We start from the raw sequence: 21,401 nt of genomic DNA, 5'->3' as shown, positions 1-21,401 counted from the left end.
GTTCCCGTAGTTTGCTCATGATCGCCACTTCTGAGCAAATATCTTCTTCATGGACGACGTGGACCGGAAAATCCTTGCCGAGCTGCAGCAGGACGGGCGGCTGACCGTGACCGAGCTGGCCGCCCGGGTGCGGCTGAGCGTCTCGCCCTGCCACCGGCGGCTGCGCGAGCTGGAGCGGTCCGGCGCCATCCAGGGCTACCGCGCGGTGGTGGACCGGGCCTCGCTCGGCCTGAACTTCGAGGCGCTGGTCTTCGTGTCCATGCGCCAGGAGGACCGGGACACGGTCGCGGAGTTCGAGCGGGCGGTCGGCGGGCTGGAGCACGTGCTGGACGCCCAGCGGCTGTTCGGCGAGCCGGACTACCTGCTCCGGGTGGCCACCGCCGACCTGGCCGCCTTCCAGCGGCTGTACGACGAGCGGCTGGCGACCCTGCCCGGTGTGCAGCGGCTGACGTCGACGCTGGTGATGAAGCACGTGGTGCGGGACCGGCCGTTGCCGGCGTAGACGGCAGGCGGTGGTTCACCGTGTGAACCACCGCCTGCCAGACAGGACTTGGACCCTGACAACGGGTGCGTGCTTATTTGGAAGGTCTCTTGCCGGTCACGCCCAGGTGCACCAACAGGGCCAGGTTCGGCTTCAGTTCGGCCTGCTTCACACCCCAGGAGGAGAATCCCTTCTGGTGGGCCGCCACCGCCGCGAGCATCGCGACCAGGGAACCGGCCACCGCAGCGGGGTTCACGTCCTTGTCGACCCGGCCCTTGGACTGGAGTTCCGCGATGGAGTCCGCGAGGGAGTTGTTCACCGAGTTGAGGATCTTCATGCGGATCTTGTAGAACCGTTTGTCCCCCTCGGCCGCGCCGAGGTCGACCACCCGCAGGATCGCGTCGTTCTTGCGCCAGAACTCCAGGAACCCGTCCACGAGTTCCTGCGCGGTGGCCCAGCCGGACTTGCCGGCCCAGCTGCGCCCTTCGAGCAGTTCGGTCAGCCCGGCCCCCTCGGCCGCCATCTGCTCGGCGATCTCCAGGACGGCGCCCTCGACGTCGGGGAAGTACTGGTAGAAGGTCGCGGGCGAAGTGCCCGCCTTCCGGGCGACATCGATGACCTTGACGTCCCGGTAGGGGGAGGAGCTGAGCATCTCGCTGAGGCAGTCGAGCAGCTTCTGCCGGGTCGCCTGCCCACGCCGGCCGGCCACGCGGCCGTCGACGGTACGCACTTGTCCTGTCATGCCGTCAGCTTACCGAGGGGTGATCGGAGCGCGATTCGGCCGACTGCAAATGGGGTGCGCGGGGGCATCGGGGATGGTGTGCCTGGTCTGCGGGGTGCGCGCGGCCCGGTTACTTTGGCGGCATGGCCGAAAACAGGGCATCCGCGAACGAAGAGGCATACCGGGAGGGCGTCCCCTGCTGGGTGGACGCCCAGCTGCCCGACGTCGAGGCGGGCAAGCGGTTCTACGGTGAGCTCTTCGGATGGGCCTTCGAGGAGTCGTACGGCTCCTCCGTGTGGGCCGTGCTCGACGGCGACCGCGTCGCCTCGCTCGCGCCCAAGACCGACGGCCGCATGCCCACCGTCTGGACGGTGTCCTTCGCGACCTCCGACGCGGGCGCCCTCGGCCGGCGGATCACGGCGGCCGGGGGACAGGTGGTCATGGCCCCGTTCCCGGTCGGCGACCTCGGCACCGCCGCCCTCGCCGCCGACCCCGACGGCGCGGTCTTCGGGCTGTGGCAGCCCGGCACCCACCCCGGCTTCGGGCGGCGGCACGCGCCGGGCAGCTTCGTCTGGGCCGAGCTGTACACCCGGGACACCGCAGCCGCCAACGCCTTCTACGGCGGCCTCTTCCACGACGCCCTGTTCGGCACCGACGCCCAGCCCGACTTCGGCCGCGCGCACGTCACCGACGTCTTCCCGGCCGAGATGCCTCCGCACTTCCTCGTCCACTTCCGGGTCACGGACCTGGACGACGCCCTGGGTGCCGTACAGCGGCTCGGCGGGCGCGTCCAGGCTCCACCCTTCGAGACGTCGTACGGACGAGTGGCCGTCGTCACCGACAATCAGGGGGCGTCGTTCGCACTGCTGCACCGCTGATCCATCCGGTTTGGCCGGATTGGGCATGAGACACCCTGATTGTCACCGGGTTCGCAACCGGCCGCCCGGCCAGGAAGAATCGGGGTGCGTGCCGCCATGGCGGTGCGGTGGTGAGACGCTGCACTCCGGTCGCGTACCTATGGAGAGTGGCGCGGCTCGTACGGGGAGGTGGCAGGCAAGTGGTGGATCAGCTGACGCAGCACGATCCGCGGCGGATCGGGCCGTTCGAGGTGCTGGGCCGGCTGGGCGCCGGCGGCATGGGGCTGGTCTATCTCGCGCGCTCGGCGTCCGGCCGGCGCGTGGCGATCAAGACGGTGCGCACCGAGCTGGCCGAGGACCAGCTCTTCCGCGTCCGCTTCACCCGTGAGGTGGAGGCGGCCCGCGCGGTCTCCGGCTTCTACACCGCGGCCGTGGTCGACGCCGACCCGCGCGCCGCCGTGCCCTGGCTGGCCACCGCCTACGTCCCCGCGCCCTCGCTGGAAGAGATAGTGAACGAGTGCGGGCCGCTCCCGGCCCAGGCCGTGCGCTGGCTCGCGGCGGGCGTCGCCGAAGCCCTCCAGTCCATCCACGGTGCCGGGCTGGTCCACCGCGACCTCAAGCCCTCCAACGTGCTCGTGGTCGAGGACGGCCCCCGGGTGATCGACTTCGGCATCGCCTCCGGCGTCTCCAACACCCGCCTGACCATGACGAACGTCGCCGTCGGCACCCCCGCCTACATGTCCCCCGAGCAGGCCAAGGACTCCCGCAGCGTCACCGGCGCCAGCGACGTCTTCTCCCTCGGCTCCACCCTCGTCTTCGCGGCCACCGGCCACCCGCCCTTCCACGGCGCCAACCCCGTCGAGACCGTCTTCATGCTGCTCCGCGAGGGCCCGGACCTCACCGGCCTCCCGGACGAGCTGCGCCCGCTGATCGAGGCCTGCATGCAGATGGAGGCCACCGGCCGCCCCTCCCCGGCCGACCTCCAGGCCCAGCTCGCCCCGCACCTGTTCGGCTCCGGCTCCGACGACAGCGGCACCGCCTCCGCCTGGCTGCCCGAGAAGGCGGTCGCCCTCATCGAGTCCCGCCGCGGCGGACGCCCCGCCGCCAAGCCCGCCCCGGCCCCGACCGGCGGCCCGCGCAGCGGCGACCGGCAGGCCGTACCCCCGCCCCCGTCCTACGACCCCCCGGTCCCGGCCCCCGCCCCGGTGTCCGTGCCCGCCGGCGTCGGACCCGACACCGGCCCGGTCCGGCTGGCCGGCGCCCAGGTGCCCATCGGCCCCGGTCCCCGGGTCGCCGACGCCCGCGCCGCCGCCGTCAAGGCGCCCCCGCCCGAGGCCGGCCTGGTCGCCAGCTGGTCCCGGCCCCGCCCCGGCGTGGCCGGCGCCGACCCCGCCGTACCGCCCGTACCGCCGACGCCCCCGGAGACGGCGAACGGCTGGCGCCCCTGGCGCTTCCGCATGTCCAACGACGTGTGGGGCACCCCCGCCGTGGCCGACGACCTGGTCTACGTCACCTCCTTCGAGGTGCACGCCCTGGACGTCGGCACCGGCCGTCGGCGCTTCAAGACCCGGGACGTCGCCTGGTCCATGGCGGTGGCGGACGGCCGAATCCACGCCTCCGACGGCCCCACCCTGTTCGCGCTGGACGCCCGCGAGGGCACCGACCTGTGGCGGTTGTCCACGGACGCCTGGGTGTACTGCCTCAAGGCCGACCGCGGCACCGTCGTCACCGGCACCCGCGGCGGCGGCGTCCAGGCCTGGGAGGCCGCCACCGGACGGAAGCTGTGGGAGATCACCGGCTGCCAGACCGACTTCGAGTCCCCCGAGGCGGGCCCGGCCGTGCACGACGGCACGGTGTACGTCTGGCAGGACGCCCGGCTGCGCGCCCTGGAGGCCCGCACCGGCGAGGAGCGCTGGTCGTACCCGATCGGCGACGCGGCCTCCTGCGGTGGCGTCCCGGTCCGTCTGACCCCCGCCCCCGACGGGCACGTCTACGTCTCCGCCGGCACCCGCGTGCTCGCCGTCGAGGCGGTGAGCGGCATGGTCCGCTGGCACTTCGAGGCCCCGGCGGTCTTCCTGAGCCCGCCCGCCTTCGCCCCCGGCCCGGCCGTCACCGGCGGCGGTGTGTACCTCGCCGACTACCTCGGCACGGTCTACGCCCTCGACGCCACCGACGGCCGCGACCGCTGGCGCATCGCCACCGAGGCCCGCTCCTCCATCGAGCCGGTCCTCGTGGCCGCCGGGCACGTGCACGTCGGCAGCGGCACCGGCCTCTACACCCTGGACGCGGTCACCGGCACCCCCAAGTGGCGCTTCCAGGCGGGCGGCGAGGTCGTGGGCGCGCCCGCCGTCGCCGAGGGCCGCATCCACTTCGGCTCCACCGACCACCTCCTCTACACCCTGAAGGCCGACGACGGCCGGCTGCGCTGGAAGCTGGCGACCGGCGGCGAGATCACCGGCTCCCCGGTGGTCAAGGACGGCGTGGTGTACGCGTGCAGCAAGGACCGGTGCGTGTACGCGCTGGACGCGGAGAAGGGGACGGGGACGGCGCGGACCGCCTGAGCGGGTACCGGTCACGGGTGGTCCGCCGGGTGGGTGACGGCCGTCGTACCGGTTGCACGGAAGGGCCTGGGACGGCGGCCGTCGTCGCGGGGGAGCGGGGCGCGTCCGCCGCTCCCAGGGCAGACGCTACGCCGGGTACGCTGCGGTCGCCACACAGTGACATGACCGTGACAGCCATCCCCTAGAGTTCCGGGCATGCATCGACGGGGACACATGCTCAGACTCACGGCGGTATCGGTCCTGGTCGTCCTGGCGCTGACCGGATTCAGGAGCCGAGGGCACGGCCACGGCCACAGCCATGGCAGCGGCGGCGGTGGTGGGTGCAGCAGCTCCAGCCAGGACCACGACACCTCCACGTCCACGTCGTCGGGCGGCGGCTACTACGGCTCGGGCACGCACCACGACTACGACGATGACGACGACTACGGCGACGACACCTCCGGCGGATCGTCCGGCTCGTCCCCCTCGGACCACGAGGACGGCACGGCCCGGCTGGTGAGCTGCGCGACGGTGAAGAAGCCCTACGCGACCATCGAGGTCACCAACCCGAACGCCACCGAGAGCAGCTTCGACGTCCACATCGTCTTCGAGGACGCGGACGACATGACCGTCAACGGCACCATCAAGGAGGTCACCGTGCCCGCGAACGGCACGAAGACCGTCCAGGTGCCGGTGGACAACGCCAAGGAGAGCGCCCCGCAGGTCGACCACTGCGACCTGGACGAGGTGGCTTCCTACAACTGGTGAACCTCACCGCTTCCTGAACCGGGCCCGGCGGGCGGCGAACAACTCCGCCTGCCGGGCGCCCGGCAGGTTCCCCAGCGAGATCAGATGCGGCGCCTGCGCGAACGCCGGGGCGAGAGAGGCCTCCCGGGCCGCCCACAACGCCCGCACGGTCCCCTGCACGGCCTCGGCCGGATACCCGGCGATGACGGCGGCGCAGTCGACGGCGGACCCCAAGGCCCCGCCGCTCTCCGCGACTTCGGAGACGAGGCCGACCTCGTAGGCCCGCCGAGCCGACAGCCGCTCCGCGCTCCCCATGAGCACCATCCGCGCGACCTCCCCGTACGGCATGCGCTGCGCCATGAGCATCGACTCGTAGGCACTGACCATGCCGTAGGTGGTGTGCGGGTCGAAGAAGGTGGCGTCGGCCCCGGCGACGACGAACTCGCATTCCCCGAGCAGATAGAAGGCGCCCCCGCAGGCCATCCCCTCCACCGCCGCGACAACCGGCTTCCACAGCCCGTTCGCCTTGGGTCCGACGCCCAGCAGCGGATCGTCCTGCATGTACGGCGAGTTGGGCTGCGGCACCACGGCGTCCCGGTCGATGCCCGTACAGAACGCCCGCCCCCCGCTCCCGGCGAGCACGACGGCCCGCACGGAGTCGTCGAACCGCAACGCGCGCCAGGCCTCGGCCAGTTCCCGGACCATCTCCAGATCGATGGCGTTGAGCCGCTCGGGCCGGTCCAGCGTGACGACGGCGACTCCCGCACCCTCGTCGACGTCGAGGCGGACGGTTTTCACGCGAGCACCCACTGCGGCAGCCCACCCGAGAAGACCACCCGCACCCGGGCACCGATCCGCAACCGCGCAGGATCAAGGGAGTTCAGCGGCGCCCCGGCGGACGCGACCACATTTCCGACGAGCCGTATCCGAGGAGCCTCCTCCAGCTCCACGACGACCACGTTGTACGGGGCCTGCTCCGCGTAGTCGGGCAGCAGCGGCGGATGCGGCACGACGTACGACCACACCCGCCCGCGCCCCGACACCGCCCGCCACTCACTCGCGAAGGACTGGCAGTGCGGGCAGCAGGGCCGGGGCGGGAAGCGGAGTTCACCGCAGTCGCCGCACGCCTGGACGCGCAGCTCGCCACGGGCCGCGTACTCCCAGAAGGGGGCGCCGTCGGTGTCGGCGACGGGACTCAGCATGGCGGTCAGCTCCTGAGGAGGAGAGCGGAGGTGGGGACGCCTTCACCGGCCGTGACCAGGCAGGTCGCGGCACCCGGGACCTGGGCGGTACTGGTCCCGCGCAGCTGCTTGACGCCCTCGTTGACGAGGTTGAAGCCGTGCACGTACGCCTCGCTGAGCCCGCCCCCGCCGGTGTTGAGGGGCAGCCGCCCGCCGATCTCCAGGGCGCCCTGCTCGGTGAACGCGCCCCCCTCGCCGCGCGCACAGAAGCCGTACCCCTCCAGCGAGAGCGGCACGAGGGCGGTGAAGGCGTCGTAGATCTGCGCCACGTCGACGTCCTCCGGCGTGAAGTCGGCGTGCTTCCACAGGTGCCGGGCGGCGGTCCAGGCGGGGCCGGTGAGCGGGTCGTCGTTCCAGTAGTTGACCATGCCGTGGTGCTGGGCGGGCAGCCCCTGCGCGGCGGCGTGGACGTACACGGGCTTCCTGGCACAGTCCCGGGCCCGCTCCCTGCCGACGACCACACAGGCCAGGGCGCCGTCCGTCTCCAGACAGTTGTCGTAGAGGCAGAGCGGCTCGCTGATCCACCGGGAGGTCATGTACATCTCCCGAGTGAGGGGCCGTTCGTACATGACGGCGGCGGGATTCTGATTGGCCCGGTTCCGGCAGGCGAGAGCGACATTGAACAGGTGATCCCGCGTGACGCCGTACTCGTGCATGTAGCGGCGCGTGAGCATGGCGATCTCGTCGGCGGGGCGGAGGAGGCCGAAGGGCCGGGTCCACTGGGCAGGGGTGGGCAACTGGTTCGTGGTGTTGGTCCACGGCCGAGTCCCGCTCCCCCTCTTCCGCGACCGCCAGGCAACCCCCACGGTGGCCTGCCCGGAGGCGATGGCGGCGGAGAGATGAGCGACGGTCGCGCAGGACCCGCCCCCTCCGTACCCCACCCTGCTGAAGAAGGTCAGGTCGCCGAACCCGACGGCCTTCGCCAGCTCCACCTCGTCGGTCTCCTCCATCGTGTAGGAGGCGAGCGCGTCGACCTCGCCGGGCGCGATCCCCGCATCATCGAGCGCGGCGAGCACGGCCCGACAGGCGAGCATCTTCTCGTCCTCGGCGAGGTTCTTGGCGAACGCGGTCTGCCCGATCCCGACGATGGCGACGGCGTCCTTGATCCCTGCCCCGGTCATGTGCGCCCCCTCTCCTGACAGTTCGTCAGGTTAGCGTTAATCTGACGGCCAGTCAGCAAGGCGTGCGCGGGGGGAGGCCGGACCGTGACGGCGTCATGGGGAACCATCCCGGAACTGGTGCGATGGGCGGCCGGGCGCTACCCGGACACCGAAGCCGTGGTCGACGGCCGCACCCGGATCACCTACGCCGAACTGGGCGCCCGGATCGAGCGGGCGGCCGCGGCCTGCCTGGCCCGCGGGGTCGACGCGGGCGACCGGGTGGCCGTCTGGGCGCCGAACTCCCTGGACTGGATCGTCGCGGCACTCGGTGCGGTGTCGGCCGGCGCGGTCCTCGTACCACTGAACACCCGCTTCAAGGGCACCGAGGCGGCGGACGTACTGCGCCGCAGCGGGACGCGGCTGCTGTTCGTGACGGGCACCTTCCTGGGGACGTCGTACGTGGCCTCGCTACGGCGAGCGGCCGGCGCCGGGAAACCGGCCGGTGGGCGCCCGCTCCCCGCCCTGCCGGCCCTGGAGCGGGTGGTGGTCCTCTCGGACGACGCGCCGCCCGACTTCGAGACCTGGCAGGACTTCCTGGCGGCCGGCGACGGCGTACCGGGACGGAAGGTACGGGCCCGCGCCGACGGGCTGACCGGCTCGGCCCCCTCCGACATCGTCTTCACCTCGGGTACGACGGGCCGCCCGAAGGGCGTGACGACCACCCACGGCCAGACCCTGCGCGCCTACGACACCTGGGCGGACCTGGCCGGCCTGCACGGATCCGACCGCTACCTCATCATCAACCCGTTCTTCCACACCTTCGGCTACAAGGCCGGCGTGCTCGCCTGCCTGACGCGCGGGGCGACGATGATCCCGCAGCCGGTGTTCAACGTGGACACGGCCCTGGCCAACATCGTGGCGGAACGCGTCTCGGTCCTCCCCGGCCCGCCCACCCTGCACCAGCAACTCCTCGACCACCCCGCCCGCCACGCCCACGACCTGTCGAGCCTGCGCCTGGTGGTGACGGGCGCCGCGGTGGTCCCCCTGCGGCTGGTGGAACGCCTGCGCGAGGAACTGCACGTCGGCACGGTCCTCACCGCGTACGGCCTCTCGGAGGCCACCGGGATCGTCACGATGTGCCGCCGCGGCGACGACCCGGCCCTGATCGCCGCCACGTCGGGCCGCGCGATCCCCGGCACGGAGGTGAAAGTGGCCGCCCCTCCCGGCACCCCCGGCGAGGTGCTGGTCCGGGGCTTCAACGTCATGCGGGGCTACCACGACGACCCGGAGGCCACCGCGGAGGCGATCACCGCGGACGGCTGGCTGCGCACGGGCGACGTGGGCGTCCTGGACGCGGCGGGCAACCTGCGCATCACGGACCGCCTGAAGGACATGTTCATCGTCGGCGGCTTCAACGCGTACCCGGCGGAAATAGAGCAGGTCCTGCTCACCCACCCCGACGTCACCGACGCGGCGGTCGTCGGCGTCCCCGACCCCCGCCTGGGCGAGGTCGGCAAGGCCTACGTCGTACGCCGCCCCGGATCCCACCTGACCGCGGACGACCTGATCGCCTGGTCCCGCCGCGAGATGGCCAACTACAAGGTGCCGAGGTCGGTGGAGTTCGTACGGTCCCTTCCGCGCAACGCGAGCGGGAAGGTACTGAAGGGGGAGCTGAGGGGGAGCTGAAGGGGAGGGAATGACCGCACCCGGCGCTTCGAAGTGACCGTTGGGCCGCCCGCTTCCCGGCCAGTGTCGGGCTTCCGCGAGGTGCGTCAAGGGCGCTCCCGTTCCGCTGCGCTCCACTCCCGCGTCGCCTTCGGCGATGGGCCTCCGGCCCACCCTTGACCCACCTCGCTCCAGCCCGGGGAAGAAGCGAGCGGGCAGCCCGGGGAAAGTGGCCGCCTCAGGCCCGCCGGCCCCGAGGTCGGCTGCGTTCGTGGCGTGGGTGGGGGCGCAGTCGCGGCTCACATGGACGCCGGGTCGGCTTGGCGGCTTGCGGCGGGTGGGTGGGACGCGTCGCCATCTCGCTGGCAAGCCGACTCGGATGGCGGCTTCCGGGTAGTGGGCGGGGCGCGCCAGCCGAGCGTCGGCGTGCCGGGTGGGCCGGGCGGCTTGCGGTCCGGTGGGTGGGGCGGGGTCCGGCCGTGCGGGGACGCCGGATGGGCCGGGTGGCTTGCGGTCCGGTGGGTGGGGCGCCGTTCCGCCTGCACGCTGGGTGCCCATGGCGGCTTGCGGTCCGGTGGGTGGGGCGCGTCCCTGCCTCGCCTGCACACCGGGTCGGGCGTCTCATGAGCCCCAGGCGTCACACGGAAGCGGTGATTGGCGGACTTGGGCCACCTCCACCAACCCTCCCGCCTGCCCGACGTTCCCGACGTGCCCGACCTGTCCAGCCTCCCCCGCCTCCCGGCCCAAATCCGCCATTCATCATCTGAGGGGGTGAAAAGGCATCTCCGTGGACTCGCCGAGGCTCCCGGAACCCCGAAAACCCGCAGCCGCCAGGCCCGCCCGGCGTCCTCGGGGCCGGACCGCACTCCACTCACCGACCTCAGCGGCCGAGCCTGCCCGGCGTCCCCGCACGGTCGGACCGCGGCCGCCCCGCCGGCCGTTCGCCGCCGAGCCTGCCCGGCGTCCCCGCACGGCCGGACCGCGCCCCACTCACCGACCGCCAGCCGCCAGGCCTGCCCGGCGTGCTGGCGAGGCGAGACCGCGCCCGCCCCACCGGCCGTTAGCCGCCAGGCCCACCCGGTGTCCCCGTGGCCGGTCCGCGCCCGCCCCACTGCCCGTTCGCCGCCAGGCCCGCCCGGCGTCCCCGCACGGTCGGACCGCGCCCCCTCCCGACGGGGCCGGGCGAGTGACCCGGGGGCCCGGTGCCGGGCTGGGCCACCGCCTTTTCGGGGCGCTCGCTCGCTTCTTCCCCGGGCTGGAGTGAGGTGGGTCAAGGGTGGGCCGGAGGCCCATCGCCGAAGGCGACGCGGGAGTGGAGCGCAGCGGAACGGGAGCGCCCTTGACGCACCTCGCGGAAGCCCGACACTGGCCGGGAAGCGAGCGGTCCGACGGTCACGTGGAATCTCCGGTCAGTGAAACCAGCGTGGCCCTGACCTCCGCGACCATGTACGCAGGCCGCCGGAAGACGTCCTCGGCGCTGAAGCGGAGGAGGCTGCGGATCTCGGGGCAGCGGAGGAGCTGGTTGAAACGGTGGATGTCCTGACGGTGGGCTTCACGAGTGCCGTGGTAGGCGTACCCCTCGATCTCCACGCCCAGCCCCGCCGCCCGGAAGAGGAAGTCGACGACGCGGCGACTGCCGTCCGGGGTGCGCAGCTCGGCCTGGCTCTCGGGATGGAGCCCGGCGTCGTACATGCGCAGTCGGGCGACCGTCTCGGCGGGGGAGCCGGCGAGCGGGTCAGTCAGCCGGAGCCAGTCCAGGGCCCGGACCGACCTCTGCGAGGCGTTCTCCAGCGCGGCGGCGATCTCGTCCTTCCGCCGGACCAGCGGTGCGCGTCGGACCCGCCCGACCCTGCGGTACGTCAGGGCCGAGTCCACGGCGACGACCGCCTCGTGCCTGGGGCCGCGTCGGAGGAGGTCGGCGCACGTCCGGATCGGGGTGGTGAGCCGTAGTCCCTGCCGCTCCACCACGTCACCTCCGCCGAGCGTCATCCGGTGCACGCGCACGCCGTCGCCCAGCCGGTGCATGCTGCGGTGCGGGTCGGTGAAGTCCAGCAGCGCCTCGCGGCCACCGCCGAGCAACTCGATCCGCCAGAGAGCGGCCGCCGAACCGTGGCTCACCACGAGTTGCGGCACGCGGAGCTGGACGGCCCGGAGGTGGGTAAGCAGGTCCGGGTCACGCCCCGGCTCGGCCCAGGCGCCGTGCCGGAGCTGCGTCCAGCCCTCCCCGCGCAGCACCCGTGTCAGGCTGCGCCGAGGCCAGCCGGCCTCCACGGCACGTGAGGTGAGGAGGACGCCTCTGTCCGCCAGCGCCCTCAGGTCGGTCCGCTCCACTCGGGCAAGATCGCAGAGATCGTCGCCTGTCGCTTGCCCTGTGGATAACCGGGCGGCGTCAGTCCTTCAGGGAGCCGAGGAAAGTGCTCCAGGCGCGGGGGTGGAAGAGGAGTACGGGTCCCTCCTGGGGCCTCTTGGAGTCGCGGACGGGGATGACGTGGGGTACTCCGTGGGCGACCTCCACGCAGTCGGCGCCCTCTCCGTTGCTGTAGCTGCTCTTGCACCAGGTGCCAGCACTCAGGTCAATCTCCTTGCTGCGCTTCATGTCCGTAGTTCCTCGCTGCTTCTTCGATCAGGGACAGGGACGCTTCAGGCGGAAGTGCGACGGCCCTGAGCAGATCGTAAGAGCTGCGGTACCTCTTCACGAGGGCCGGATAGTCGACAACCTGCCCGTCGAAGTTGCTCTCCGTCCACACCAGCGGGGGTGCGTCAGGGAAGGTCATGATCTTGGCCATGCCGTACATGAGCGGGTGCGCGGCGGTTGTTTGCGGGACGACCTGTAAAACGCTGCCCGTGGACTGGATCACCGCGAGGATGTGTTCCAACTGTGCGACCATCTGCGCAGGGGGGAGCAGCGGATTTCGGATGACCGCCTCGTGGAGGATCGCCCAGTAGGAAGGGCGGTCCGCGCGGTTCCACAGCTCCGCCCGCTTCAACCGTGCGCGGGCACGCTTCTCGATCAGCTCTTGTGAGGGCAACGGCTGCACGTGACGCATGAGCACCCGCATGTACGGCTCGGTCTGCAGAAGCCCAGGAATGACGTTGGGTGCCCACTCCTCCAGAGTCTCCGCCTGTTTCTCCAGGTCCGGCATGTCCTCGAAATAGAGCGGGTGCCCCGACCGCCGTGCCTTGGCGGCGTCTTCACACCGCCGCTCGAAAAACCCGTCCGTCCCCAGCATCTTGTCGACGTGCCGGGCCAGATCCACCGGCATCCGCCGCTCGCCCCGCTCGATCTGGCTCAGGAACGGCACGCCCCGGAAGCTTCCCTCCGCCAACTGCTCCAGGGTGAGCCCCGCCAGCTCACGCTGGTAGCGCAACTCGGCGCCGTAGAAGGAGGGCACGTTCGCCGAGGCGTCCGGGTCCTTGCGTGGGGGCATGCTCGTCACCGCCGTTTGCCACTTGCGCCTGCGCAGCCGAAACCTCTTCAAAAGGTACCGACGCGGGCATCACTCTGTAGCCGTTTCATCACAGAGAGAAGCAAAGGAAGGCGTGCGTGACCGTGGCGTCCTCGAACACCCCCTCAGCCCAGCGCGGCAGCTCCGCTTGCGACACCACCCTCTGCGTGGACGACCTGCGCGACGCGCTGTCCGCATACGGCATCACCCTGCCTTCCCTCCGGGTGGACCTGCCGAGCTTCGCGGGCGCGTACCAGTCGCCGGCGGGCCTGGTCGCGCTCGGCAACTGCAACACGGCGACGGCGCGCAGACTCACGAGTGTGCTGCGGGGTGAAGGGCTCGCAGGGAGTCGGCAGCCCCTGGACGTGGAGGTCGTCGCGGTACCGAAGGCGCTCCAGGGGCTGCGCCGTACCGTCCGCCGCTACCTGGACGCGCCCTGCGCGGACGTACAGCTCTGTGTCACCGAACTGGTCGGCAACGTCATCCGGCACGTGGGGGAGGGGGTCTGCGTCCGCGTACGGGTGTACCGGACGGGCGGTGGGCGCATCCGCGTCGAGGTCACCGACCCGGAGGCGAAGGCCCTCCCCGTGCTGGTATCCGCCTCGGACGCCGACGAGACGGGCCGCGGACTCGCCCTGATCGACGCGGTGGCCGTCGGGTGGGGGGTGGAGCAGGGGGCGGAGAAGACGGTGTGGTGCGAGCTGGCGGAGGTGGAGTGACCGGTCACCTCGGCGGGGCGGACACGCCGAGGGGCCGGGCTGTCGCCCGGCCCCTCGTCCGCTCACGGGCGCGTTGCCGTCCGCCGGTGCCGGGCTTGTGGATCCTGCCCCGAACACACCTCGGCCGCGACGGCTCCCCCTCCGCGCCGCCGCGGCCGCCCCCCGTCGGGATGGAAGTTCTCCGGATCTACTTGCCCTTCAGGTCCAGGGCGGGCGGGACCGGCGAGTGGTTGTCCATGGTGGTGATCGCGTCGCTCGGCGGGACCGGCGAGTGGTTGTCCATCGTGGTGATCACTTCGTCGATCGGCGGGACCGGCGAGTGGTTGTCCATCGTGGTGATGTCCTCGGGCTTCTTGGCCTCGGCCATGTGCGCAGCTCCCCTGAAGATGAGTTGGGTCTGAGCGGTCCCCGCCCGGCAACTCCCCCGAGATCGCCGGGCAGGGACCTGACAGGACTCTCGCATACCGGCTGAGTCCCTCGGCGACCCGCCTGCCCCCCGACGCGACGGATCGATGCGTTGAGCATGTCAGCGCGGCATAAACAATCGATGAACGCGGCCGTCGTCCCTCAGGCCGTGGAGAGCGGCGACAGCAGCGTCCGTACGCCGTCGGCCTCCGGGGAGCCCGATTGCTCGTACAGAGGCAGTGCTTCGAGCCAGCAGACCCGTGCGCGATCGACCTGCCCCAAGGCGGACAGCGAACGGCCCAGGGTGGTGAGGACGCCGGCGCGTACCCGGTCACCGCCGATGCACCCGATGGCCAGTGCCTGTTCGGCGTGCGTGGCGGACAACGTGTGCTGTCGCGCCGCGAGATGGGCCTGCGCGATACGGAAGTGGGTCGTGCCTTCCCACAGGCGCTGCCGGTTCATCTGGAACGTGTTCAGGGCGTCCGTGAGTTCCGCGAGAGCCTCGGAGGGGCGTCCGGCCTGGGTCAGCGCGAGTCCCAGGGCGTACCGTGCGTTGGCCAGACGTACGGCGGCTCCGAGGCGGTCGTACAGGTCGATGCCCTGCTGCGCCAGCGTGATGGCATGGCCTGTCCGTCCCATGGCCAGGTGAACGCGCGACAGGTTGCAGAGAGCGCTCGCCTCACCGGCGAGGTTCCCGTCGAAGCGCGATGCCTCGATGGCCCGGATCAGATGTTGTTCGGCGTCCGCGTACCGGCCTTGGTTGAGGCCGATGATCCCCCGGTCGTTACTCGTCCAGAAGACCGGCGTGGGATCGTCGGCCGTGTCCGCGAGCAGGCCCGCCAGCCGGGCTTCCTCGTCGGCCTCGCCGTAACGCCCGGCGACGAGGTGAACGTTGGTCAGGACCGTGCGTGCACGGCCTTCGCAGTGTGCGTCGCCCGAGGCCTGTGCGGCGTCTCTGGCGGTGAGTGCGACGGACTCGTACTGCTTGGAGTTGGCCCCGGACTCTCCCAGATCCTTCGCAGCCCACAGCAGGTCCACCCCCCGGCGGATCCTGGAACCGCCCAAGGCCTGGCGAGCCGATGCCAGGAGGCAGTTGGCCTCGGAATACAACCAGTCCAGCGCCTCCTGGCGATCGCTGAAACGCAGTCCCGGGTACTCGGTGGGTTCCAGATGCTCGACCAGCCGGTCCCCCGGCCGCTCGATGGCGTACACCCGCGCCGCCGTGGCCAGGTAGAAATCCAGCAACCGGGACAGAGCCGCCCCCCGCTCACCGGGCGACCGCTCGTCCCTCTCCGCACAGGCCCGCGCGTACAGCCGTACCAGGTCGTGGAACCGGTACCGTCCGGGCGCCGCGGACTCCAGCAGCGACGTGTCCACCAGGGACTCCAGCAGGTCCTCGGTGTCCTCGGCGGGGAGGTCCAGGACCGCGGCCGCGGCGGCCAGCGAGATGTCCGGGCCGTCGGCCAGGCCCAGGAGCCGGAACGCGCGGGCCTGGGCCGGTTCCAGTTGCCCGTAGCCCAGCTCGAAGGTCGCCTTCACCGCCAGGTCGCCGGCCTGCAGCTCGTCCAGCCGGCGGCGTTCGTCCGCCAGCTTGGCCGCCAGGACGGACACCGTCCACGTGCGGCGCGCCGCCAGGCGGGACGCGGCGATGCGGATCGCCAGGGGCAAAAAACCGCACGCGGCCACGACATCCAGCGCGGCCTTCCGTTCCGAGGACACCCGTTCCTCGCCCACGATCCGCGTGAACAGCGCCAGCGCCTCGTCGGGAGACATGACGTCCAGGTCCACCAGATGGGCGCCGGCCAGGTCCAGCATGCGGACGCGGGAGGTGACCAGGGCCGCGCAGCCCTCGGTTCCCGGCAGCAGGGGCCTGACCTGTGCCGCGTCCTTGGCGTTGTCCAGCAGGACCAGGACCCTGCGGCCGTCCAGGACCGAGCGGTAGAGGGCCGCCCGCTCCTCCATGCTGTCGGGGATGTTCGCGTCCGCCGTGCCCAGGGCCCGCAGGAAGGAGCCCAGTACCGTCTCCGGCTCCGCCGGCCTCGGCCCCGTGCCCTGGAGGTCCACGTACAGCTGGCCGTCCGGGAAGGCCCCCCTGGCCCGGTGGGCCACGTGCACCGCCAGCGTCGTCTTGCCCACGCCTCCGATGCCGGCGAGGGCCGACACCGCCATGATCCGGCCCTCCGCCTCGGACGCCGAGGCGAGGACCTCCGTCAGGTCCGAGACGAAGGAGGAGCGGCCGGTGAAGTCGGGGACGGAGGCCGGGAGCTGGGCCGGGCGGACCGGGGGCGACGAAGGTCCCGCCGCGGGGGCCGACGGCTCCGCCAGGGTCGGGTCCGCCTGGAGGATGCGCTGCTGGAGCTCGCTGAGGCCGGGGCGGGGGTCGACGCCCAGTTCCTCCGCCAGCAGGCGGCGGGTGTCGGCGTACACGGCCAGTGCCTCCGCCTGCCTCCCGCTTCTGTACAGCGCCAGCATCAGCAGTTCCCGCAACCGTTCACGCAACGGGTGTGCCGCGGTCAGCGCCGTCAGTTCCGAGACCGCCTCGGCGTGGCAGCCCTGTTCCAGGTCGAGGTCGAGGCGGGATTCGAGGAGGACCAGGCGCCACTCCTCCAGGCGGGCCCGCTGAGCCTCGGCGTACGGGCCGGGGACTCCGGCCAGGGGTTCGCCGTCCCACAGGTCGAGGGCCTGGTTCAGGAGCGTGCGGGCCCGGCCCAGGTCACCCGTCCCCCGCGCCTTCTCCGCCTCCGCCGCCCGGTCCTGGGCGACCGCCAGGTCCAGGGCGCCCTCGCGCAGGCCGCGGACGGCGTAACCGCCGGACTCGCTGACGAGGACCCCGGGGCTGAGTGCCTTCCGCAGCCGGGACGCGTAGGTGCGGACCGCCGCCAGGGCCTGGGAGGGCGGCTCGGACCCCCACAGCGCGTCGATCAGTTCCGCGGCCGTGGCCGTGCGGCCCTCGCGCAGCAGGAGTGCGGCCAGCAGGGCGCGCTGCTGGGGGGAGCCCGTCGGGAGCGCCTCCTCGCCGCGCCAGGCACGCACCGGACCGAGCACGCCGAAGCGCAACGCCGCCGGCTCCGCGACGGTCACGGAGTCGGCGCGCCGCTGCTGCGGCACTCGCGGCCCACCGTCCATGCGTTCGCCCCCCTCGGCATCACGAACAACCCCGTCAGTTTGCCTTGTTCGGGGCGGTTGCGTCAGCCGTGCGAGACGCCCATCACAGCCGATCATGGCCGATCACCGGGGTTCGCGCGGTGGTCCACAAGGTCCTCACATTCCCTCCGCACTCCGGTCGCCCGGCAGCGTAGCTGACGGTTCGTCAGATCGGCGCTACGGTGAGGCGTATGGAGACCACACAGTTCCCGCTGATCATCTCCGTCGACGACCACACCGTCGAACCCGCCGGCGTGTGGCAGGACCGCCTGCCCAGGAAGTACCGGGACGTCGGGCCCCGGATCGTGCGGGCGCCGCTGAAGGAGATGACCTTCCTGGGCGGCCGCTTCAAGCCCGTGATGGGCACCCCGGGCTCCGACGAGGGGCCGGTCGGCGACTGGTGGGTGTACGAGGACCTGCGCCGGCCGCTCACACGTCTCGACACCGCCGTGGGGTACGCCCGGGACGAGGTGCGGCTGGAAGTCATCACCTACGAGCAGATGCGGGCCGGGTCGTACGACGTGCCCGCCCGGCTCGCGGACATGGACGTCAACCACGTCCAGTCGGCGCTCTGCTTCCCGACCTTCCCCCGCTTCTGCGGGCAGACGTTCACGGAGGCCGCCGACAAGGAACTCGCCCTGCTCTGCGTCCGGGCCTACAACGACTGGATGGTGGAGGAGTGGTGCGGGGACCGGGCGCGCGGGAGGCTGGTGCCGCTGACCCTGATACCCCTCTGGGACGCCCGTCTGGCCGCGCGGGAGGTGCGGCGGAACGCCGAACGCGGCGTCCGGGCCGTCGCCTTCTCCGAGATACCGCCGCATCTGGGGCTGCCGTCCGTCCACACCGACGACTGGGATCCGTTCCTCGCCGCCTGCGACGAGACCGGCACCGTCATCGCCATGCACATCGGGTCGTCCAGCCGGATGCCGTCCACCTCCGCCGACGCTCCGCCCGCCGTGGGCTCCACGATCACCTTCGCCAACTGCTGCTTCTCGATGGTCGACTGGCTGATGAGCGGCAAGTTCGAGCGTTTCCCGAACCTGAGGGTGATGTACGCGGAAGGGCAGATCGGCTGGATCCCGTACATCCTCGAGCGCGCCGACGTGGTGTGGGAGGAGAACCGGGGGTGGGGCGGGGTCGCCGGCAAGGTCACCCGGCCGCCGTCCGAGCTGTTCGCCGAGCACGTCCACGGCTGCTTCTTCGACGACGCCTTCGGGCTCGGGAACCTCGACGCCATCGGTGTCGGCAACGTCCTGTACGAGACCGACTACCCGCACTCCGACTCCACCTGGCCCAGGTCCCGCGAGGTAGGCGAGGCCCAGATGGGGCACCTGGACCCGGAGACCGTGACCCGGATCGTCCGGGGCAACGCCATCGAGCTGCTCGGGCTCACCCCGGAGGGGCTGTGGCGGGCGTGAGCGCCCTGGCCTACGGCATCCAGCTGCCCGTCCAGTCGCAGAGCACCCTCTACACCGAGCCCTGGGAGACCGCGGCCGGACCGGAGGACCTGGTCGCCGTGGCGCGGGCGGCCGACGCGGCGGGGTTCGCGTACGTCGCCTGCTGCGAGCACGTGGGCGTACCGCGCCGCCTCGCCCCGGCCATGAGCACCGTCTGGTACGACCCGGTGGCCACCCTCGCCCATCTCGCCGCCGTCACCGGCCGGGTGCGGCTGCTCAGTCATGTGGCGGTCGTGGGGCTGCGGCATCCGCTGCTCACCGCCAAGCAGTACGCCACCCTCGACCACCTCTCCGGCGGGCGGCTCGTGCTGGGGGTGGGGGCCGGGCACGTGCGGGAGGAGTTCGAGGTGCTCGGCGCCGACTTCGAGCGGCGCGGGGCCGTGCTGGACGAGACCATCGACGCGCTGCGGGCCGCCCTGGGACCCGACGAGTTCCCCGAACACCACGGGGAGCGCTACGACTTCGCCGGACTGGGGCAGCGGCCGCGCCCCGCCCAGCCGTCCGTCCCCCTCTGGGTCGGCGGCTCCTCGCCCGCCGCCGTGCGCCGGGCCGCGCTGAAGGGCGACGGCTGGCTGCCGCAGGGGGACCCGCGGGAGCGGCTGCCGGCCGCCGTCACCCGGCTGAGGGCGCTGCGGGAGGAGGCGGGCGTCGAGGCGCCGTTCACCGTCGGCGCGATCACCGAGCCCCTGTACGTCGGCCGGCCCGGCTGGGACGTGGGGCGGCGCACGCTCAGCGGGCCGCCGCGGGCGCTCGCCGAGTCCCTGCGCGCGTACCGCGCGATGGGCGTGGACCAGATCCAGGTGCGGTTCCGCAGCCGCGGCCGTACCGAACTCACCGACCAGATGGCGGCCTTCGGAGCCGAAGTGGCCCCCGACCTCTGAGGAGTACGGCATGGGCAAGCTGGACGGACGCGTCGTGATCGTCACCGGCGCGGCGCGGGGACAGGGAGAGCAGGAGGCGCGGCTGTTCCGGGCGGAGGGCGCGCGGGTGGTCGTGGCGGACGTGCTGGACGACCAGGGCAAGGCGCTCGCCGAGGAGATCGGGGCGCTGTACGTCCATCTGGACGTGGGGACGGAGGACGGCTGGCGGGAGGCCGTGGCCGCCGTCGTGCGGGAGTACGGGCGCGTCGACGGGCTGGTCAACAACGCGGGCATCCTGCGGTTCAACGCCCTCGTGGACACGCCGCTGGACGAGTTCATGCGGGTGGTGCAGGTGAACCAGGTCGGCTGCTTCCTGGGGATGAAGACGGTGGCGCCCCGGATGGCCGACGGGGGCACGATCGTCAACACCGCCTCCTACACCGCGCTGACCGGCATGGCGGCCGTGGGCACGTACGCCGCCACCAAGCACGCGGTGCTGGGGCTGACCCGGGTGGCGGCGCTGGAGCTGGCGGACCGGCGGATCCGGGTCAACGCGGTCTGCCCGGGCGCCGTCGACACCGCGATGTCGAACCCGGCCCGGCTGGACCCGGACGCCGACCCGGAGGAGACGAGCCGCGCCCTGGACGAGCTGTACCGGGGGCTGGTGCCGCTGGGGCGGATCGGGAGGCCGGAGGAGGTGGCGCGGCTGGCGCTGTTCCTGACGTGCGACGACTCGTCGTACATCACCGGGCAGCCGTTCGTCATCGACGGCGGGTGGCTGGCCGGGATCAGCGTGATCTGACCGATCGTCAGCTATTGACCCTCCGTGCGGCCGGTGCGACAGTCATCGAAACTGACGATGTGTCAGATAGTTCGGGACCGGGGAGGGTGAACCGCCGTGGAATTCGGGCTCTTCGTACAGGGATACGTCGGCAAGCGCGCCGAGACCGACCCGCTGGCCGAGCACAAGGCGCTGATGGAGGAGACCGAGTACGTCATCCAGGCGGACAGGTCCGGCTTCAAGTACGCCTGGGCCTCCGAGCACCACTTCCTGGAGGAGTACTCGCACCTGTCCGCCAACGACGTCTTCCTCGGCTACCTCGCCCACGCCACCGAGCGGATCCACCTGGGCTCCGGGATCTTCAACCCGCTGGCCCAGGTCAACCACCCCGTGAAGGTCGCCGAGAAGGTCGCCATGCTGGACCACCTCAGCGAGGGCCGCTTCGAGTTCGGCAGCGGGCGGGGTGCGGGCAGCCACGAGATCCTCGGGTTCATACCGGGTGTGACCGACATGAACCACACCAAGGAGATCTGGGAGGAGACCATCGCCGAGTTCCCGAAGATGTGGCTCCAGGACGAGTACGCCGGCTTCCAGGGCAAGCACTGGCAGCTGCCGCCCCGCAAGGTCCTGCCGAAGCCGTACGGGAAGTCGCACCCGGCGATGTGGTACGCGGCCGGGTCCCCGCCGTCGTACGCCATGGCCGCGAAGAAGGGACTCGGGGTGCTCGGCTTCAGCATCCAGAAGGTGTCCGACATGGAATGGGTGCTGGAGCAGTACAAGACGGCGATCGTCGACGCCGAGCCGGTCGGGGACTTCGTCAACGACAACGTGATGGTCACGACCACCGCGATCTGCGCGCCCACGCACGCCGAGGCCGTCGAGACCGCGGTGAACGGCGGGCTGCACTACCTGCCGTCGCTGGTCTTCCGCTACCACGACACCTTCCCGCGGCCGGAGGGGTTCCCGGTGTGGCCCGAGACGCTGCCCCCGTACACCCCGGAGTTCGTGGAGCTGCTGATCGAGGAGGAGCTGCTGATCTGCGGCGATCCGGACGAGGTGCTGCGCCAGTGCAAGCGCTGGGAGCAGGCGGGGGCGGACCAGCTGAGCTTCGGGCTCCCGGTGGGGGTGCCGAAGGAGGAGACGCTGCGGACGATCCGGCTCATCGGGGAGCACGTGATCCCGAAGATCGACACCGATCCGGTGCACCGGACCTCGCGGTTCCGCCAGGCTGTGTGAG

At 71.9% G+C, this 21,401-nt stretch carries 19 protein-coding genes; 10 read left to right on the top strand and 9 right to left on the bottom strand.

Features of this window, described 5'->3' with window-relative positions; genetic code table 11:
- Nucleotides 1-49: 49 nt before the first annotated feature.
- Entirely contained in the window at nt 50-502 is a 453-nt protein-coding gene (locus ACZ4VF_RS23705; RefSeq protein WP_467928333.1) for an Lrp/AsnC family transcriptional regulator, read from the top strand.
- A gap of 73 nt (nt 503-575) precedes the next feature.
- Here the strand turns inward: ACZ4VF_RS23705 and ACZ4VF_RS23700 are convergent, their stop codons facing one another.
- Complete coding sequence (locus tag ACZ4VF_RS23700; protein ID WP_467928332.1) at nt 576-1,223, bottom strand: TetR family transcriptional regulator; 648 nt, start codon at nt 1,221-1,223, stop codon at nt 576-578.
- Between the two features lie 122 nt (nt 1,224-1,345).
- Between ACZ4VF_RS23700 and kbpA the strand changes: the two genes are divergently transcribed.
- From kbpA to ACZ4VF_RS23685, 3 genes are all read left to right on the top strand, one after another.
- Nucleotides 1,346-2,080, top strand: a complete 735-nt coding sequence (gene kbpA / locus ACZ4VF_RS23695; RefSeq protein WP_467928330.1) for an AfsK-binding protein KbpA — start codon at nt 1,346-1,348, stop codon at nt 2,078-2,080.
- Nucleotides 2,081-2,259: 179 nt separating this feature from the next.
- Complete coding sequence (gene afsK / locus ACZ4VF_RS23690) at nt 2,260-4,620, top strand: protein serine/threonine kinase AfsK (protein ID WP_467928329.1); 2,361 nt, start codon at nt 2,260-2,262, stop codon at nt 4,618-4,620.
- A 195-nt stretch (nt 4,621-4,815) separates the two neighbouring features.
- Nucleotides 4,816-5,367, top strand: coding sequence for a hypothetical protein (locus ACZ4VF_RS23685; RefSeq protein ID WP_467928328.1), 552 nt, complete (start codon nt 4,816-4,818; stop codon nt 5,365-5,367).
- A 3-nt stretch (nt 5,368-5,370) separates the two neighbouring features.
- Here ACZ4VF_RS23685 and ACZ4VF_RS23680 read toward each other — a convergent pair whose 3' ends face one another.
- From ACZ4VF_RS23680 to ACZ4VF_RS23670, 3 genes are read right to left on the bottom strand one after another with little or no spacing between them, the layout of a single operon-like run.
- The gene (locus ACZ4VF_RS23680; protein ID WP_467928326.1) at nt 5,371-6,144 is read right to left on the bottom strand and encodes an enoyl-CoA hydratase/isomerase family protein; all 774 of its coding nucleotides are present in this window, start codon (nt 6,142-6,144) and stop codon (nt 5,371-5,373) included.
- A complete protein-coding gene (locus tag ACZ4VF_RS23675) occupies nt 6,141-6,548 on the bottom strand; it encodes a Zn-ribbon domain-containing OB-fold protein (protein WP_467928325.1) in 408 nt (135 codons plus the stop codon). Before ACZ4VF_RS23675 ends, ACZ4VF_RS23680 begins: the two co-directional genes overlap by 4 nt.
- A gap of 5 nt (nt 6,549-6,553) precedes the next feature.
- Nucleotides 6,554-7,708, bottom strand: a complete 1,155-nt coding sequence (locus ACZ4VF_RS23670; protein WP_467928324.1) for a lipid-transfer protein — start codon at nt 7,706-7,708, stop codon at nt 6,554-6,556.
- Between the two features lie 84 nt (nt 7,709-7,792).
- On the opposite strand from ACZ4VF_RS23670, the gene ACZ4VF_RS23665 reads away from it, so the two are divergent.
- Nucleotides 7,793-9,373 (top strand): FadD3 family acyl-CoA ligase, encoded by a 1,581-nt coding sequence (locus ACZ4VF_RS23665; RefSeq protein ID WP_467928323.1) that lies wholly within the window; start codon nt 7,793-7,795, stop codon nt 9,371-9,373.
- Nucleotides 9,374-10,744: 1,371 nt separating this feature from the next.
- On the opposite strand, the gene ACZ4VF_RS23660 is transcribed toward ACZ4VF_RS23665, so the two are convergent.
- The 3 genes from ACZ4VF_RS23660 to ACZ4VF_RS23650 are packed head-to-tail and all read right to left on the bottom strand — an operon-like array spanning nt 10,745 to nt 12,780.
- Nucleotides 10,745-11,683: a hypothetical protein gene (locus ACZ4VF_RS23660; protein ID WP_467928321.1), complete on the bottom strand. Its 939-nt coding sequence runs from the start codon at nt 11,681-11,683 to the stop codon at nt 10,745-10,747.
- 58 nt (nt 11,684-11,741) lie between these two features.
- Nucleotides 11,742-11,948 carry a DUF397 domain-containing protein gene (locus tag ACZ4VF_RS23655; protein WP_467928320.1) on the bottom strand — a complete coding sequence of 69 codons (207 nt, stop codon included), beginning with the start codon at nt 11,946-11,948 and terminating at the stop codon, nt 11,742-11,744.
- Nucleotides 11,926-12,780: a helix-turn-helix domain-containing protein gene (locus ACZ4VF_RS23650; RefSeq protein ID WP_467928319.1), complete on the bottom strand. Its 855-nt coding sequence runs from the start codon at nt 12,778-12,780 to the stop codon at nt 11,926-11,928. The genes ACZ4VF_RS23655 and ACZ4VF_RS23650 overlap by 23 nt, the downstream gene beginning before the upstream one ends.
- A gap of 116 nt (nt 12,781-12,896) precedes the next feature.
- On the opposite strand from ACZ4VF_RS23650, the gene ACZ4VF_RS23645 reads away from it, so the two are divergent.
- The gene (locus ACZ4VF_RS23645; RefSeq protein WP_467928318.1) at nt 12,897-13,517 is read left to right on the top strand and encodes an ATP-binding protein; all 621 of its coding nucleotides are present in this window, start codon (nt 12,897-12,899) and stop codon (nt 13,515-13,517) included.
- A 187-nt stretch (nt 13,518-13,704) separates the two neighbouring features.
- Here the strand turns inward: ACZ4VF_RS23645 and afsS are convergent, their stop codons facing one another.
- Entirely contained in the window at nt 13,705-13,884 is a 180-nt protein-coding gene (gene afsS, locus ACZ4VF_RS23640) for a regulatory protein AfsS (protein ID WP_467928317.1), read from the bottom strand.
- 200 nt (nt 13,885-14,084) lie between these two features.
- Nucleotides 14,085-17,048: an SARP-family global regulator AfsR gene (gene afsR, locus ACZ4VF_RS23635; protein WP_467928315.1), complete on the bottom strand. Its 2,964-nt coding sequence runs from the start codon at nt 17,046-17,048 to the stop codon at nt 14,085-14,087.
- A gap of 209 nt (nt 17,049-17,257) precedes the next feature.
- Between afsR and ACZ4VF_RS23630 the strand changes: the two genes are divergently transcribed.
- The 4 genes from ACZ4VF_RS23630 to ACZ4VF_RS23615 all read left to right on the top strand — a co-directional run bounded on the left by ACZ4VF_RS23630 (nt 17,258) and on the right by ACZ4VF_RS23615 (nt 21,400).
- The gene (locus ACZ4VF_RS23630; protein ID WP_467928314.1) at nt 17,258-18,484 is read left to right on the top strand and encodes an amidohydrolase family protein; all 1,227 of its coding nucleotides are present in this window, start codon (nt 17,258-17,260) and stop codon (nt 18,482-18,484) included.
- A gap of 5 nt (nt 18,485-18,489) precedes the next feature.
- On the top strand, nt 18,490-19,404 hold the full coding sequence (locus ACZ4VF_RS23625) for a TIGR03619 family F420-dependent LLM class oxidoreductase (protein WP_467928633.1): 915 nt from the start codon (nt 18,490-18,492) through the stop codon (nt 19,402-19,404).
- A 10-nt stretch (nt 19,405-19,414) separates the two neighbouring features.
- Complete coding sequence (locus ACZ4VF_RS23620) at nt 19,415-20,185, top strand: SDR family NAD(P)-dependent oxidoreductase (RefSeq protein WP_467928313.1); 771 nt, start codon at nt 19,415-19,417, stop codon at nt 20,183-20,185.
- 96 nt (nt 20,186-20,281) lie between these two features.
- Entirely contained in the window at nt 20,282-21,400 is a 1,119-nt protein-coding gene (locus tag ACZ4VF_RS23615; protein ID WP_467928311.1) for an LLM class flavin-dependent oxidoreductase, read from the top strand.
- Nucleotide 21,401 lies beyond the last annotated feature (1 nt).

The organism is Streptomyces sp. NPDC029151 (assembly GCF_055564315.1).
Note: the sequence above shows the minus strand (reverse complement) of the source record. Positions and strands in the feature narration are given on the sequence as shown.